The sequence below is a fragment of the Emticicia oligotrophica DSM 17448 genome (assembly GCF_000263195.1).
GTDB lineage: Bacteria > Bacteroidota > Bacteroidia > Cytophagales > Spirosomataceae > Emticicia > Emticicia oligotrophica.
Window position 1 is genome coordinate 1736323 of sequence record NC_018748.1, and the last position, 17466, is coordinate 1753788.

The 17466-nt window shown below is 35.6% G+C and carries 11 protein-coding genes; 3 read left to right on the top strand and 8 right to left on the bottom strand.

The genetic code is table 11. The annotated features are described in order from the left end of the window. Nucleotides 1-79: 79 nt before the first annotated feature. The 8 genes from EMTOL_RS07225 to EMTOL_RS07260 form a co-directional block, all read right to left on the bottom strand. Nucleotides 80-4855 carry a hypothetical protein gene (locus EMTOL_RS07225; protein WP_015028617.1) on the bottom strand — a complete coding sequence of 1592 codons (4776 nt, stop codon included), beginning with the start codon at nucleotides 4853-4855 and terminating at the stop codon, nucleotides 80-82. A gap of 37 nt (nucleotides 4856-4892) precedes the next feature. Further along, entirely contained in the window at nucleotides 4893-5717 is an 825-nt protein-coding gene (prmA, locus tag EMTOL_RS07230) for a 50S ribosomal protein L11 methyltransferase (RefSeq protein WP_015028618.1), read from the bottom strand. A gap of 82 nt (nucleotides 5718-5799) precedes the next feature. Then, nucleotides 5800-6999, bottom strand: coding sequence for a nucleotide sugar dehydrogenase (locus EMTOL_RS07235; RefSeq protein WP_015028619.1), 1200 nt, complete (start codon nucleotides 6997-6999; stop codon nucleotides 5800-5802). A 1-nt stretch (nucleotide 7000) separates the two neighbouring features. After that, nucleotides 7001-7861 (bottom strand): glucose-1-phosphate thymidylyltransferase RfbA, encoded by an 861-nt coding sequence (rfbA, locus tag EMTOL_RS07240; protein WP_015028620.1) that lies wholly within the window; start codon nucleotides 7859-7861, stop codon nucleotides 7001-7003. 14 nt (nucleotides 7862-7875) lie between these two features. Then, nucleotides 7876-8913 (bottom strand): Wzz/FepE/Etk N-terminal domain-containing protein, encoded by a 1038-nt coding sequence (locus tag EMTOL_RS07245; RefSeq protein WP_015028621.1) that lies wholly within the window; start codon nucleotides 8911-8913, stop codon nucleotides 7876-7878. 13 nt (nucleotides 8914-8926) lie between these two features. Further along, complete coding sequence (locus EMTOL_RS07250; protein ID WP_015028622.1) at nucleotides 8927-11266, bottom strand: SLBB domain-containing protein; 2340 nt, start codon at nucleotides 11264-11266, stop codon at nucleotides 8927-8929. Nucleotides 11267-11439: 173 nt separating this feature from the next. Then, nucleotides 11440-12066: a superoxide dismutase gene (locus EMTOL_RS07255; RefSeq protein ID WP_015028623.1), complete on the bottom strand. Its 627-nt coding sequence runs from the start codon at nucleotides 12064-12066 to the stop codon at nucleotides 11440-11442. An 87-nt stretch (nucleotides 12067-12153) separates the two neighbouring features. Continuing rightward, entirely contained in the window at nucleotides 12154-12609 is a 456-nt protein-coding gene (locus tag EMTOL_RS07260) for a nucleoside deaminase (protein ID WP_015028624.1), read from the bottom strand. 256 nt (nucleotides 12610-12865) lie between these two features. Between EMTOL_RS07260 and rpsA the strand changes: the two genes are divergently transcribed. The 3 genes from rpsA (at nucleotide 12866) to EMTOL_RS07275 (ending at nucleotide 17392) form a co-directional block, all read left to right on the top strand. Further along, nucleotides 12866-14665 carry a 30S ribosomal protein S1 gene (gene rpsA / locus EMTOL_RS07265; RefSeq protein WP_015028625.1) on the top strand — a complete coding sequence of 600 codons (1800 nt, stop codon included), beginning with the start codon at nucleotides 12866-12868 and terminating at the stop codon, nucleotides 14663-14665. Nucleotides 14666-14947: 282 nt separating this feature from the next. Continuing rightward, a complete protein-coding gene (locus tag EMTOL_RS07270) occupies nucleotides 14948-16342 on the top strand; it encodes an MBL fold metallo-hydrolase (RefSeq protein ID WP_015028626.1) in 1395 nt (464 codons plus the stop codon). A 165-nt stretch (nucleotides 16343-16507) separates the two neighbouring features. Continuing rightward, nucleotides 16508-17392 (top strand): NAD kinase, encoded by an 885-nt coding sequence (locus tag EMTOL_RS07275; RefSeq protein WP_015028627.1) that lies wholly within the window; start codon nucleotides 16508-16510, stop codon nucleotides 17390-17392. Nucleotides 17393-17466: the final 74 nt, after the last annotated feature.

Genomic DNA, 17466 nt, shown 5'->3' on the forward strand with positions numbered 1-17466 from the left:
ATAGCAATTTCTTTGCCAACCAAAAAAATAAAAAGAGAAGCCTATAATAGGCTTCTCTTTCTCAACTATGGATTTATAATTACTCAAAACCATCTTTTTCATCTTCTGGCTTTTTCTTTTTATCCTCTTTCTTTTGTGCCTCATCTTTTGGTACATCGGCCAATTTCTTAGCATCTGTTGGTTTTGCACCAGCTGCTTTCGGTTTTTCCTTAATTCCTCTATAAGTTTCTAAGAAGCTCTTTCTAAAAAGCATTGCTTCCGCAAAATCAACCGCAATTACTTGGTAATCTTTCCCTTTCTTTTTATCAGCTTTGGCTGTAATAGCATTAAAAGAATCATCTGAAGAAATTAAGCCCATTTGTCCATCTTTATAACCCATATAATACCAGTTTTCGCCCGAAAGCTCCAAGAAAATATACATTTCATCGCCATCAATTGGGTTTTTACGAATTTCAACGTATCCATTTACTTTGGCGTTAATATCTGTTTCTCCAATATTTGAGATAGCTAATTTTCCTACACTTCTATATGAGTTGTATTTAGGCGACCAAAGTAATTTTAAATCACTAAATACGATTGTATTGATAAATTTCGGTGAAAACTTAAACAATGGCACATATTCTCTTGCCGACTTTGCCTTGTACTCATCAATATCTTTATCGCCCACAAACTTGGCTATTTTACTAATTAATTCAGGTGAATTTAATTCAATGGCAGCCTCATTTACACCTAAATCAAGGTTCGTTTTCACAATTTTCTCGGCCATATTCGCCAACAAAGGCTGAGCAATTGGGAAGTTGACGAGCATCATCGTATTAAATTCGTGATTGGCAGTATCTAATCTAATTTTTGCAAAACCAGATGTTTGAACATACTGTGCAAGTTTCTCATTTAAGAGATTAAACTTACCTTCTAAATAAATTATACCTTTCTCGTCTAAAAGCTCATATTTGTTTGCCATCAGGGAGCGTCCTTCTTCAGGAATAATGTTGAAAAGCTTATTCGGCTCATCTCTTCTAAAAACGCCACTCGCTAAAAATACATCTTGGTCTTCATCAACTTCTTTGGCAGAGAGGAAAGTTGGGTATAATCCATTAGAAGAAGTTGTCGTTCGGAAATGTAGTCCAGCAAAAATAGGAGTATCTCCACTTTTTAAGTTTTTATCAACGTTAATCCGAATTTCTTCCGATTTATCTCCTTTGTAGGTTATCCAGTAGCCACCCAGTTTTGGATATTTTTTAAGTTCTGGAATAATATAACCATCAAGAGAGAGGTTTTTAATTGGTGCAAGCATGGTTATTTCACCTTTGTAAAGCATTTTTGGCGAAAGGTACACACCATCACGCTCTGTTACCATTGCTCGAGCCATTGTCGAAAACCCTGTATTTTTGCCTTTCCTAGCAGCTTCTCCCTCCATTGCCATTTCACTCAATTCGAAATTGCCCATTTTAATATTGAAGGTATCCTTTCTTACATTCACAAATTGATAAGTAGCATCACCTGTAAACTTATTTCTTGAAACTATCTGAATATTTCCATTGATTAAATTATGATACCCATTTAAGGTATCAATTGTCAAACGAGCATTTTTGAATGGTAACATATCAGCATCTCTACGAATGGCCACTTGTCCTTTATTAGGAATAATTTTAGCATCGGCTGATTTAATAAATGGTACACCACCAATGTTCAAGGTCATTTGGTCGATATCATAAACAGCCGAGTTTCCATTAAATGCCAATCCTTGTTGCAAGGCATTCATTGAAGTAAAGACAGAAGTCTCGACATCTCCCTTCATGCTAATTTTTTTGGCTTTAATATTCCATTCTGCCCTATCAATGTTGGTTCGGTATGCCGCATAAGGAAATTCAAGAGTAGAGCCTGTGCTATCATTAAAATTACCTTGATTTGTGGCGATATTAACGATACTATTAATGACATTGAACTTCACATCTACATTCTTACCCAAAAGAACCGATTTTGCTGTTGCTTGAGTAGATTTTACATTAAACTGCGACTTATCGGCGATGAACCCTTCCTTATTAAATTTAAACTGGTCTGAAGCCGTTTCGGAGTCAGTACGAGTAAGTTTACCAATACCAAACAAACCCCCAGCACGGACGACTATTTTACCTTTCAATGAAGAAGTTCCTGTATAGAAATTAAATCCAGCTTTAGAAGCAATTATCATGCTATCTGCCTTTGGTTTCCATTTGAGAGTATAATCATTAATATCAACTTGTGGGAAATAAGCCCCTTTCAACACACCCTCATTTACTTTTCCTAGCTGCCCTGAAGCTATTAAAGAATCAGTCATAAAACGAATCTCTTTGGCTGTAATGCTTGCTGCTAAGTGGTTGATACTTCCTTCGGCATGTAAACCTTTGCTATCCATAGCCAATACAGAAGAAAATTTCACAGAGGTCTCATTACCAAACACATTATACTTTCCATTAGGTACTTTATGCATAAAACCCAATGTAGTATCTGGCATAATTCGTAGAACTTCCTTAAATGGTTTGAAGATATTTCCAGAATAAAAAGTACCCTCAAATTCAATGTCTTTGACAGACAAGCTATCAAAATCGACTTTGGGTATTTCAAATCTCACGTCTCTGGCATATTTGCGTTCACCACGAGCTGGCTCATCGAAATATACCACTAGACCTTCATCAATTTTTAACCTTGGATATTGTGGTAAATATAACTTCCCTGATTTATTATCTGGGCGATTCAGAAATAATGTACCTGGTTTTAAGAAATTGATATGCCCTCCTATTTCTATTTTTCCACCTTTTCGATAAACATCTTGAGGTATAAAAGTAATAGAGTCTATTTTATTGAAAGCTAGGGCGAATTTCTCATAATCAAATTGCAAATCTTTTCCTGAGAAACGATAATTTTTAGTCTTAAACTGCCCACTAAACGTAAATGCTCGATTTTTGTATATCTTAACAATTCTGTCGTATGGTAAAACATAGGCTTTCAGCGAATCACTTAAATTAAATCTACGAACACCTCTGATTATCAATGATTTGTCATTCAAATTTAAGGTTGCATTTGAGGTTGAATCTTTACTATTACCATAAATTGAAGGAATCAAGAAATCATCGAAATCACGTTTTCCCGCAAAAGCTTGTAAATAATGTTGCCCTTTATTCGTAAGCTTAAATATATCATCAGAAGGGTTATAATCTACAAATCCTTGTTGAACCGCTACCATTAGGCCACCCCTAATACTTTTCCCTTGAACCTTATTATAAGCAGCAATTTCATCGAGTGTAAAAACTACTTTATTATTTTTCTGCGTAAAGTTTCCAACCATCAATAGTGGGTTGAAACCTGCACTACTATTCAATGCCGTTACACGCCCTACATCATAAAAATCAAATGATTCAAATACCGCAGGCACTTGAGTTTTAGCAGAAACGATATAGAAATCCATTCTGCCTTCATTCAAATTCCAACGCATCGCATCTGATTTGATATTCATTTGGTGGTAAGTATCTGAAAAAGTGCTCTCTTTAAACCCACCTACATCAATTTTATTTAAACGTAGAAGGTAATTTTTCTGATTATAACTGAATTTAACGGCTGGATGATAAATCGAATCTTTTTCAATAAACGCAACAAAGCTGGTTAATTGTGAGGTAATCAAGGAGTCGCTTAATTCAAAGCGAGTACTACTTGCTTTAAAAAACAGCTTGCCATCTTTCTTGACCGTAATATTAGAATAACGATTTTGTACTGAAGATGAAAAAATCCTGCTCCCTACCATTGAGAATCCACCTCGATATTCAATAGTTTTATCAATATTTTTAATCAGAGCATCACTCTGATACGACATAAACCTAGGATATGTTGGTGGAATATTCTTGTTTCGTTTTTCACTTTTATATTCGAAAACACCTTTAATAGGAGCTATCAAACGGTCTGTATAAGTTAAAGTTACCTCCTCCGCCGAAAATTTAGGATTCCGAATATCAAAGGCAAAATCAGTAAAAACCACTGAAATTTGTGGTAATTTGGCACTTTCAAATGTAAATGCACCCTCTTTCCCAACATAAATTCCATCTTTAAGAGAAACCGCCCCCGTTGTTTTTCTTATGGCAACCGAATCGCTGGCTGTGGCCATTACCAAATCAACATTATTAAGTAAAATTGCCAAACCACTAAGTGTGGGCATTGGTTTCTTATCTGAATTAAAGTTAAGATTAGCCGAAGGAATAACCGTTTCGGACGTAGGCGGGGTATCCCAGTCATCAAAGTATTTACTTTCTGCTAATGTGGCATCTCCTGCTTGCCCACTTTGAGGATTAGCAGGGGCATTGGTTGGAGTGGTTGTATCTGCTTTTTTATCTAAAAACTTAATTTCAAATGTTCCTCCGAAAGCATATAACCTATTAAAGTTTGAGACATAAAGGCGGCGTTTTTCAAGAAAATCCTTCAGCAACTCCAACATTTTAGTTGAAGTTTTTAGGTCATAGCTATCGACATACTTTTGCGTAGTTTCAATAAAGCCACTTATTTTTTCATCTGAAAATTTTTCTTGCTCTATTAATTTTTCTAAGATATTGAAGAAAAAGTAAAATTGAGCCATTTTATGGCCACGCGTTCCCATAGTTCTACACGTGGTAATCAAGGCTTTTTTCTGTTCTGCACTAAACCTATTATTCCAATAAGTTTCAAATTTTTTACCAGTAGCAATGGCAATTGAATTATTATCAATGGCCATTACATTCTGAATATCAGTGATAAAAGTTTCAGGTTTTTCTGAAAGCCTAATTAATTGTGCATTTGATACAAATGGTAACAAACTAATGAATATTGACCATACAATTTTAAATTGCCTCATACGATTAGGGAGAAATCAGCGATTTTACAAAATTTGTCTAACTTTTAAAAACGACTGAAGCCCATTGGTTCTTGCTTAACTGACCTACTTTTTTTAAACCAGCTTTTTCAGCAACCACTTGAATATCAGCAATATCTGACTCGTAAAATCCGCTTATCACCAACGATGCTCCTTCCGACATAAAAGTTGCATAGATAGGAATTTGTTGTAAAAGAATATTTCGGTTGATATTTGCCAGTACGATATCATATTTATCCTTAGGCTCGTCTTCTATTGTGCCTAATCTAACTTCAATTTTGTTGGTATTGTTTAGACCGATATTTTCTGTTGTATTTTCTACCGACCATTCATCAATATCGAAAGCACTTACATAGCTAGCTCCTAGTTTTTCGGCCAAAACTGCCAAAATACCTGTACCTGTACCTACATCAAGTACTTTTTTATTTTCGTGGGGAATATTCAATTGGTGTTCCATCACCATTGAAGTCGTTTCGTGATGGCCTGTACCAAACGACATTTTTGGCGTAATAATAATTTCATAACGATAGCCAAACTGTGGTTCATGGAAATCGGCACGGACATAAATATCCTTTCCTATCGAAATAGGTTGAAAATTTTTCTCCCATTCTTCATTCCAATTTTGCTTAGCCATTTGCTTGAAAGAATAAGAAATGGCAGTACGTTCGGCGTAAGTTTCGATTAGATTTTTTACAGCTAAATCATCAAAAATATCTTCTTGAATATAAGCCTCTAGGCCATCCTCTGTTTCGATGAATGATTCGAATCCAAGTTCGGCTAACTCGGCCATCATGATTTCAGCAAAATCGAGGTCAATTTGTAGTGAGAGTTCGATGTATGACACTTTTTACGGATTTTTTGTTTATACAGTTAAACCGTAAAGTTCGGAATTTCTTTGCTACGAACAACAAAAATTATTCATTGCATTACTTATGTAAGTGTTTTTTGAAGGAGAATGTACTAATATCAAATACTAATGTATTATTATCACAGAAATCGTTATAATTAAGATTCTCGAAAATTCGATGATTGACCGCTTTTATGACACAGGCGTACGGTTGCGTTTTTTCATCGAAATAATCAACTGTAATCAAATCATTAGGCTCTGCAAAGGGGTCAAACACATCAACTTTCAAAAACTTTTCCTGTAATTCATGAATAAGATTTGGAACCAAAGAGCCTTTAATACTTGGTGTATTGGGCTTATAACTTATACCCAGTATCAATACTCGCAAATTTTCATTGGGTAGTTTTTGTTTAATGATGCTAGCTATTTTGCTTGGCATCGAATCATTGATTTCACGTGCCGCCGATAAGATATTATTCTTTTCAAGCGAAAGAAAATTGATATAACTAGAAGCTAAAGGTAGGCAATCTCCACCAACAAGACCCGTTGAAAATTTCATAAAATTCCACTTCGTACTACTGGCTTTCCAGACTTCATCAAAAGGAATATTTTTTTCGGTAAGAATCACCGCCACATTATTGATGAAGGCAATATTTATATCTCTTTGAGCATTTTCAAGGATTTTTGATGCTTCAGCAACTTTTATTGAAGGGGCTAAGTATGTACCCACATTCACAATCGAACGATAGAGTTGGTCAACTCTTTGTGCTACTTCGGGTGTAGAGCCAGAGGTTATTTTAATTGTATTTGAGAGCACATGAAGATTATCAGCGGTATTGATACGTTCGGGAGAGTATCCTACGGAGAAGTCCTTATTAAACGTCAAACCACTTTTTTCTAAGATTGGTACACAAACTTCTTCGGTACACCCAGCATAAACTGTAGATTCAAAAATGACTAAATCACCTGTTTTTAAGATTTTAGCTACCGCCGTTGTGGCTGCTTTGAGTGCATCTAATTGGGGTTCGTAACTTTCTGTAACAAACGTAGCCACTGCAATAATGTAGATATTGCAATGGCTAATATTATTAATAGTATCGGTAAAAGATAGATTTTCGTTAGAATGGCTATCCGAAAGAGACGCTATCTTTCTTGAATCAATATCAAATCCAATTGTTGTAAATTTTTTAGAAAATTCAGTTGCTAAAGGCAAACCAACATTTCCTAAACCAATAACTGCAATGGTATTTTCTGATAAATAATTACTAATTTCTTCCAAATCAAGCTATGAGATTTAATAAATATGAGCCATAGCCACTTTTAACCAAAGGTTTTGCAACCTCTGCTAATTGCTTGGCATCAATAAAGCCCATTCGGTATGCTACTTCTTCTATACAACCTACTTTAAGACCCTGACGCTCTTCTATTACTTGTACAAATTGGCCAGCTTGCATTAATGATTGAAAAGTTCCTGTATCAAGCCATGCAGTCCCACGATTCATGATACCTACTTGTAACTTCCCTTTTTCTAAATATACTCGATTAATATCGGTTATTTCAAGCTCTCCACGAGGAGAAGGTTTAATATTTTTAGCAATTTCTACAACCTTATTATCATAGAAGTATAAACCAGGAACAGCATAATTCGATTTAGGTTTTTGAGGTTTTTCTTCAATCGATATTGCTTTTTGGTTTTCATCGAACTCAACCACTCCGTATCTTTCGGGGTCATGTACTTGATAGGCAAAAACAACTCCTCCATCAGGATCGGTACTACTTTGTAAAAGCTTACTTAAGCCACTTCCATAAAAAATATTGTCGCCTAAAACTAAGGCTACGCTGTCATTACCGATAAAATCTGCTCCAATAATAAATGCCTGTGCTAAACCATCTGGACTTGGTTGTTCGGCATAGCTAAAACTACACCCTATTCTCGAACCATCACCTAATAACTTTTTAAAGTGAGGGAGGTCATGGGGTGTAGAAATAATCAATATTTCTCTTATCCCTGCTAACATTAATATTGAAAGAGGATAATATATCATGGGTTTATCATATACTGGCATTAATTGTTTACTTACTGCCAACGTGAGTGGGTGCAACCTTGTACCCGAGCCTCCTGCTAGTATTATTCCTTTCATGGTGTCTATTAATGTTAACTTATGAATAATTTATAATTTTTCTTTCTAACTAGGCTAACTATCATTCCAAAAACTATGCCTAAAATCGCAGAAATTAGCACAATTATCACTCGTTTAGGCTCTGTCTTTTTATTAGGTACGACAGGAGGTTCTAAAACCTTTATTACAGGTGTTTCTTGCTGAAGTTTTAACTTCGCTTCTTCGTACTTTTGTAACAGCGTATTATAAAATGTAGAAGAGATTCTATACTCAGATTCTATTCTTTCTCTTTGTAAATCAGCTGTTTGTAACTTCATCATAGAAAGCTGGTATTGGTCACTATATTGTGCTTTTTTGGCTTGATTATTATAGTATTTTCCCTTAGCGGCATCAAGTCTTTCTGCTAAAAAGTTTAAATCTCTTTTTGCTTTTTCCGTACGATAATTAGTGATGTACTGGGTCAGATAATTCATACTATAATTCGTAACCAAAGTTGCCACCACAGGGTCGGGAAATTTAGCATTTACTGTTATCAAACCAGTTTTTTTATCGTACACAGCATTAATTCTTCTTCTTAGATCAACTATATTCTTTTCGGTCTGGTAACTTAAGGTAATATACTCATTGCTTTGAGGGTACTGAATTTTAGTATTTTCTTGTTTTATTTTATTTTTCAAAACAAAAGTATCATAAAACTGGGCAAATGGTATTTCTTGGTTATCTTTTGTTTTAACTTTCACCTTGAATAGACTCAAAAAAAACGGTGTACTTTTCAGTACGTCAGGGTATAAATCTGGTCTTACTGCATCTATTCCACTTCCAGAAGCACCACCAATATCAAAACCAGCCAAACTAGCTAGTCCAGCTAATTGACCAAGATTACCTGTTTTTGATTGCATTTCAGGCAATATTTTACCTGAAGCTTCAAACTCTTCTCTTGCCAATAAGGCATAAGTAACGCCACCCGATGTAAAGATTAAAGTCGCTAATATAATTATTAAAATCTCTTTTTTGAAAACCGATAGTAGGGCACCGAAGTTAATATTTATCAGATCATCTTTTTCCTCTTCCATATTATTTTAATAATTATAATGTTCTCAAAACTGTTACTAAAATTGTCGCAATTGATACCATGGCCGAACTTACTGCAATACGTTCTGCTGGTGTCCACTTATATTTTTTTCTTGCCGGAACAAATATTTCTGAGCCATTTTCAATTTTAGGGTATGATTTTATAAACAAGAAACTTTTGGTACGGTCCATTCTACCATTTCCGTATCTCACATACGTTCTTTTTACAAATGCACTGTCAGTTACCCCACCCGCATAATCTAAATATTTCTTTAGTTTTAGCCCCTCTCTAAAAGGTACAGATGTTGGATTATACACTTGCCCATTAATTGTAATCGTTTCTTTCTTTCGAGGTATTTCTAGCATATCACCTGAATTTAAGACAAGATTATTTGCATCATTTCTATCCTTCAAGACTTTCAGAAGGTCAACACCTATGGTTTTTCCTCCTCTTATAAACTTAGCACTACCCAAGTCAGCCTCGCTTTTCATACCTCCAGCTTTGTAAATAAGGTCTGAAATTTTTTCTGTCTTATCTCTTAGAGCATACGGGCCGGGATAAAATACCTCTCCAACAATGGAAACATTTTTTTGTTCTTCATAACGTGGTAAGGTTCGTACGTATATTCTATCAAATGGTTTTAGCATTAGTTTTTTACTTTCTTTGCCTATCAGGTTTCTATCAATATCTATTGTTTCAATTTTTATTGATTGCTCTTTAGACACACCAGTGGTATCGCCTTTTATTCTTCGGGCAATTTCAATTTTTGAGGCCGAAGCACCATCTGAAAAACCTCCGGCTATCATTATCAAATCAGAAACTGTCATGTTATCTACAAACTCATAAACCCCTGCTTTATTAACAGCTCCACTGATTGAAACTGTCAAACGCTCACGTAAATCTTTATACGATTTAATGAAAACGGTATCTCTAAGTTTAAGACTAATATCTTCTTTTTTACCTAGTAAAATTTCAGATAAATTTACATTGATTATTTCAGGTTCAAGATTTTCTCTTTCTCTTTTTAGTAGAACTCGCTCTTTAAATGCATCTTCTTTTAACCCTTCAGCAATATTGATTAATTGCTTAAGTGTCATGCCTTTTTCCAACTCATAATTTCCCTCTCTATAAACTGCTCCCTTTATTGTAACCACATTTTCAAGACGATTCAAAACTTTTCCAACTGTATATATATCTCCCTTTTGGGGTATAAAAGATGCTATTTCATTCTGAACAATTGTAATAATTCTTTTTTCTGTAGGTGTAACTCTCTCTAAAGAGATACTCTTTGTATAAGCTAACTCTTTAAAACCACCTGCAAATGCGAATATATCTTTTAGGGTTTCACCTTGTTTTATCTCAAATATTTTTGGATTTCTAATCTCACCTAACAATGACACTTGCCCTCCTACGTAGGGTATGTGTATAATATCTTGGTCTTGAAGAATAATATTATCTTTTTGGTCGCCACGAAGAAGAAAATCATACACATCCAATGTTCTGATCAATTTTCCATTTCTAAAAACCTCAATATTTCTCATTGATCCAATCTCCGATGGCCCACCGCAAGCGTAAAGAACATTAAAAACATTAGCTAATGATGGCACTGTAAAGGTTCCAGGCTGAACAGCTTCACCAATAACTGTTACCGATATACTTCTAATGTTACCTAAGGTCACATCTGCATACAAACCACCTCCTGTACTATTCAAACCAGCAAATCGGCTTTTGAGACGACTAATAATTCGCTCACGTGCCTGTTCTATTGTTAAACCACTCACATAAATAGGGCTAAGAATATCTATCTGGATTGTACCCTCAGGCGAAACCTTTGCTTTATAATTCTGAACCGCAAAGCCCGTAATTGAAATATTGAGTTCATCGTCTGTGCCTAAAATATAATTTTTAGGAGTTGGAATTCTGAGATTAGGCTCAAATACAATTTTTTTATTAGTAAATAAATTCAGTCCAAAATACTTTTCTCGTCTGATGACACTGCTATCTTCTTTAATTGTTGTGCTCTTCAATTTCTGAAAATTTAATGTATCGTTTAGTTTACGTTCCGTATTGGTTGTATTTACATTTCCTACCCCTTTCTTATCAGCCTGTAAACGCATCATTCTTTCTTTAAACTTGGCAATATCAGCAGAGCCAAATCCTTTGGCTGCCGCTGCCGCCATCAGTTGTTCTTCAGTCATACCACTTTCTTGGGCTTGCTTCATGAATTGTTGGATTTGTTCATCGGATATTTCATCTACGTTTTGAGCAAAAACTGAAGAAATACCACAGAAACCGAAGATTGCAATAAAATTAAGTTTAAGAATAAATCGTATGAGCTGTTTCTTTAGATTCATTTTGTAGTTGCCTAAGTATTTTAAATGGGCGTTTATTAAAAACGCAAATCTAATTATTATGTAGCAAAATTGATGTATTTAGTATTGTTAATTTATCTTTTGGTAATTCATAATACTATTTTGACCATAAAAAAAGGGGCTTTAAGCCCCTTTTTTGTGCAAATAATGGATTTTTATGCATTTGGAATTACCCTTTTAGCATTCGAATAACGCTTTTGTACAGCGTCCCAATCTACCACATTCCAGAATGAATCAATGTAATCTGGGCGTTTGTTTTGGAATTTCAAATAGTATGCATGTTCCCAAACATCTAAACCTAATACTGGAATACCTTTCTTCTCAGCTACATCCATTAAAGGATTATCTTGGTTTGGAGTAGAAGTGATAAACAATTTTTCTTGGTCATCAACACAAAGCCATGCCCAACCAGAACCGAAACGGCCAATAGCTGCTTTTTTGAACTCATCTTTAAATGCATCGAATGAACCCCAAGTTTCGTCAATAGCTGCACCTAAAGTACTTGCAGGAGCACCACCACCATTTGGTGAAAGGATATTCCAAAATAAATCATGGTTGAAATGGCCACCACCGTTATTACGAACTGGTGCTGGATATTTGCTAATATTTGCTAATAACTCTTTCAATGATAAGCTTTCCATTTCTGTACCAGCAATAGCATTGTTAAGGTTTGTTACATATGCTTGATGATGACGGTCATGGTGAATTTCCATGGTTGCTTTATCGAAGTGTGGCTCTAAAGCATCACTTGCGTAAGGCAGTGGGTCGAGTGTGTATGCCATTTTTTGAAACAAATTTTAAATATTAGAACTTATTTTATAGTGTCGATTGTACGAACTGTGTTATGCCTTTAACGCTAAGTTTGAATTTTATGTTCGCAAATCTTTGAAAAAATTCTTTAATAATATTTCACAGTCTTTTTCTAAAACGCCCTTTACAACACTCGTTTTAGGATGAAGTATATTCGGAGTAACTCTCGAAAAACCTCGCTTAGTATCTGAAGCTCCATAAACTATGCGTTCGATTTGTGCCCAATGCAATGCTCCTGCACACATCACGCAGGGTTCGAGTGTAACGTATAGCGTACACTCTTTTAAATATTTTGCTCCTAAACTTTGACTTGCTGCCGTGATGGCAATTATCTCGGCATGAGCAGTAACATCAGACAATTGCTCAGTCTGGTTACTTCCTTTACCAATTATTTTGCTTCCCCCTGCTACAACAATAGCTCCAACTGGAATTTCACCTGCCTCACCCGCTTTTATGGCTAAATCAAGTGCTTTTGCCATAAAGTATTCATGAGAATATAAAGGATAATTTTTCACCTTATTTTGATTTTTTCACAAAGATAGTTCTTTATCATACCCTTCAAAGTTCTGAGAAACACTTGCCTAATAAAAGCAAACGAGTTTTATGCTGAAAATCAGTTTTTTATATCAAAAAAAGGCTTCAAAAATATTGTTTTTGCGAAAAAATCAGTACCTTTGCACTCCTTTTTGCAAAAACAAATTTTATCTATAACCATTTTCAACCGATTTAGCCCGATTGGTTGATGTATAAAGGGCTAATTTTCAATAAATTATGGCAGCACAAATTGCAGATTTTGACTGGGATAAGGTCACCAAAAGAGGTATTGGCGGAGGCTATTCAGCAACCGAAAAAGCTCAATTAGAAGCACTCTATAGCGAGACGCTTGCTAATGTAACTGAAAAAGATGTAGTAACAGCAACGGTAGTAGGTATCACTGACCGTGAAGTATTGCTTAACATCGGTTTTAAATCAGATGGTTTAGTTTCGATTTCTGAATTCCGTGACCTTCCAAACCTTGCCGTTGGTGACAAAGTGGAGGTTTTCATCGAGAAACAAGAAGATGCAATGGGCCAATTAGTTATCTCTCGCAAAAAAGCAAGAGTATTGACTGCTTGGAGTAACATCGAAAAATCATTTACTGAAGACGCTATCATCGACGCCTTGGTTAAACGCCGTACAAAAGGTGGTTTGATTGTAGATATTTATGGAATTGAGGCATTCTTGCCAGGTTCACAAATTGATGTGAAACCAATTCGTGACTTCGACATTTTCGTTGGTAAGAAAATGGAAGTTAAAGTTGTGAAAATCAACCATACAAACGATAACGTGGTTGTATCTCACAAAGTTCTTATCGAGAAAGACCTCGAAACTCAACGCCAAGTTATCCTTACTAACCTTGAAAAAGGACAGGTATTGGAAGGTGTTGTTAAGAACATCACTAACTTCGGTGTATTCATCGACCTTGGTGGCGTAGATGGTTTACTACACATCACTGATATCTCTTGGGGTCGTATCAACCACCCTAACGAATTATTGAAACTTGACCAAAGAATTAAAGTTGTAGTTTTAGACTTTGACGAAGACAAAAAACGTATCTCGTTGGGTATGAAGCAATTAGAGTCTCATCCTTGGGATTCTTTAGCAGCTGAACTTTCTGTAGGTTCGAAAGTTAAAGGTAAAATCGTTAACATCGCTGATTACGGTGCTTTCTTAGAATTGAAACCAGGTGTTGAAGGTTTAATTCACGTTTCTGAAATGTCATGGTCACAACACTTACGTAACCCATCTGATTTCTTGAAAATCGGTGACGAAATCGAAGCAGTTGTATTGACTCTTGACCGCGACGAACGTAAAATGTCATTGGGTATTAAGCAATTAACTGAAGACCCTTGGACTAAACCAGACCTTATCAACAAGTATGCAGTGAATACAAAACACACTGGTACTGTACGTAACATGACTAACTTCGGTATCTTCTTAGAATTAGAAGAAGGAATCGATGGTTTAGTACACGTATCTGATTTGTCTTGGACTAAGAAAATCAAACACCCATCAGATTTCGTTAAAGTTGGTGAGCCACTTGAAGTAATGGTATTAGAACTTGACGTTGAAAACCGTCGTTTAGCTCTTAGCCACAAACACCTTGAAGAAAATCCTTGGGATACATTCGAGCATATCTTCACTGTAGGTTCTGACCAAGAGTGTACTATTATCTCTAAAAACGATAAACAAGCTACCCTTGAGCTTCCATACGGTATCGAAGGATACGCATTATTGAAGCACTTAGCAAAAGCTGACGGTTCGGTAGCTGAAGTTGGTGAGAAATTGACATTCCAAGTATTGGAATTCCACAAAGAAGAGAAGAAAATCATGCTTTCTCACTCAAAAACTTGGGAAGCTCCAAAAGAAGAAGTGAAAGAAGCTAAGAAAAAAGGTGGAAAAGAAGTAGCTGCATCAGCTCCTGAAGAAAAATCAACTCTTGGTGACCTTTCAGCTCTTTCAGCATTGAAAGATGCAATGGTAGAAGGTGAGAAAAAGAAACTTTCTAAGAAGAAAGATTCTGAAGAGTAATTAGCTATCATTTCTCGAAAGAGATAATATATCTTAGGCCGTAGTAACTTTCGTTACTACGGCTTTTTTGTTGATACGTTTTCAATCAACCCTTTTAATTCTTAGCAACTTTACTCATTTTTACTTCAACCGAAAAATCAAATATGATTAATTTTATTCACCTCTTTTTTCTATTTGATATTTTAAAGCAAATTCAATTTTAAAAACTATTTTGACAGTTTTTTTTGTAAAAAAATCACTTACTTGCATGTCAACTCAATCCATCTAAAGAACTGGGGTACTATGAAAATACAATTTTTTGGAGCTGCACAGAGGGTAACTGGCAGCAAACACCTTATTACAACCAACAGAGGCACTAAGGTATTACTAGATTGTGGCCTTTTTCAAGGTATTGGCACAACAGAACTCAACCTTCAATTTGGCTTTGACCCCAAAGAAGTAGATTTTCTCATTTTAAGCCATGCACATATTGACCATACTGGTCTCGTACCAAGATTAGTCAGAAAAGGCTTCAAAGGCACTATCTACTGCACGCCCGCAACCAAAGACTTGTGCGAGATAATGCTCATGGATTCAGCACATATTCAAGAGAAAGACCTTGAACGCATCAATCAACGACGAATCAAACGTGACCAAGCACCATTTGAAGTGCTCTATGAAGAAGCAGATGTTGAAGAAGCCTTAAAACTATTCAAAACAGTTGATTATCATACTCCTTTTTATATAGAAGAAGGTCTAAGAGTAGAGTTTTATGATGCTGGGCACCTATTAGGTAGTGCCGGTATCTATCTAACATTCGAAGACCCTCATCATGATAAAACTCTTTTCTTCACTGGTGATATTGGTCGACCTGACGATAAGATTCTACGAAGCCCTGAACCTTTTCCTCAGGCCGATTATATAATTTGTGAATCGACTTATGGTAGTAGAACCCATGAGTCAGAGATTGATGTGAAATCACATCTGCTCAAAATTGTTTATAAAACATGTATCGAGAAGCGAGGAAAACTTCTAATTCCTGCTTTTTCGGTTGATAGAACACAAGAATTAATTTATGCCCTTGACCAATTGGCTCACGAAGGTCTTTTGCCTAAAATTCCCGTGTATATAGATAGTCCCTTATCGGTAAAAGCTACTATGGTTATGAAAAATAATGAGGAGTGTTTTAATCCAGAAATATTAGCCTACATTAAGCATGATGGAGATGCCTTTGCCTTTGAAAACTTACACTACATAAGTGATGTCATGGACTCAAAGGCTTTGAATGATAGTAAAGAACCATGTATTATTATTTCGGCATCAGGAATGGCAGAAGCTGGACGAATCAAACACCATATCAAAAATAATATTGAGAAACCCTCAACCACAATCCTTATGGTCGGGTACTGTTCACCCGGAAGCTTAGGTGCTATTTTAAAAACCCGACCGCCAGAGGTAAGAATTTTCGGTGAAACTTTTAAGGTTAGAGCAGATATCCAAATAATGGATTCATTTTCAGCTCACGCCGATTATAAAGAAATGATGAAACACCTTTCTTGCCAAGACACTTCAAAAGTGAAAAAACTTTTCTTAGTACATGGCGAAATAGATACGCAGTTAATATTTAAAAATCATCTACAAAAAATAGGTTTTGAAAATATCCAAATTCCTGCACAAGGCGATAGTGTAGAATTATAAGAGATGCTTTATTAAAATATAAAATTAAAAAGAAACCACAGTTTAGTGTTTAAGAATTTAGTTTTTGAGTAAACCATTTGTATTTTTGCCACAAAATTAAGTATTTGCCTCAAATACAAATTCTACTCAAAAACTCCCTCTTAGGGGCGGGGGAGCGATTTTCAAATGAAAATAGCTATTCACGGCCGAAAATTTAGCGTTGATTCTGTTAATTACATTCAACAGGTTTTTGATGGGCTACAACAACATAAGATAGATATTCAGGTTTCAGATACTTTCAAACGAATTTTATTACAGTCTGGTATTCGTGTAGATAGCAAGGCTATTTATGCTAGCCCTGATGAAATCTTTGATGCAGACCTTGCTTTTAGTCTTGGCGGTGATGGAACTTTTCTCGAAACACTTGCACATGTTGGTAAGCGAGAGATTCCAATTCTTGGTTTCAATTTTGGCCGATTGGGCTTCTTGGCTTCTATTGCTCCTGAAAAAATTCAACGAACAATCTATCAACTCATTAATGGCTATTATAGTATCGATGAGCGAACCATGATTTCGGCAGAATCTCAGTCAGAACTTTTTGAGGAAGGCACGAATTTTGCCCTCAATGAAATAGCTATTTCAAAGACAGATACCTCCTCAATGATTGTAGTTCACGCCTACATCAATGGTGAGTTTTTAAACACTTATTGGGCAGATGGCTTGATGGTTGCCACTGCTACTGGCTCGACAGGCTATTCGCTCAGTTGTGGGGGGCCGTTGGTTATGCCCCACTCGGCCAACTTTATTATTACACCTATTTGTCCGCATAATTTGTTTGTACGGCCAATGATTGTCTCCGATGATAGTGTGATTTCTTTAAAAGTAGAAAGTAGAAGTAATAACTTTTTAGCTTCGATGGATTCCAGAGCAAAAATCATTGGCACCGACGATGAAGCTACCATCACCATAAAGAAAGAAAACTTTAAAGCTAAGATGGTGAAAATGGAAGGCGATGATTTTCTGAGTACTTTAAGAAATAAACTAAAATGGGGTATAGACTCCAGAAACTAACAATATTTTATTTTAAGATTACGTTAAATAATTTGACAAACCTTACTAATACCGTATGAAATTGTTAAAACCTA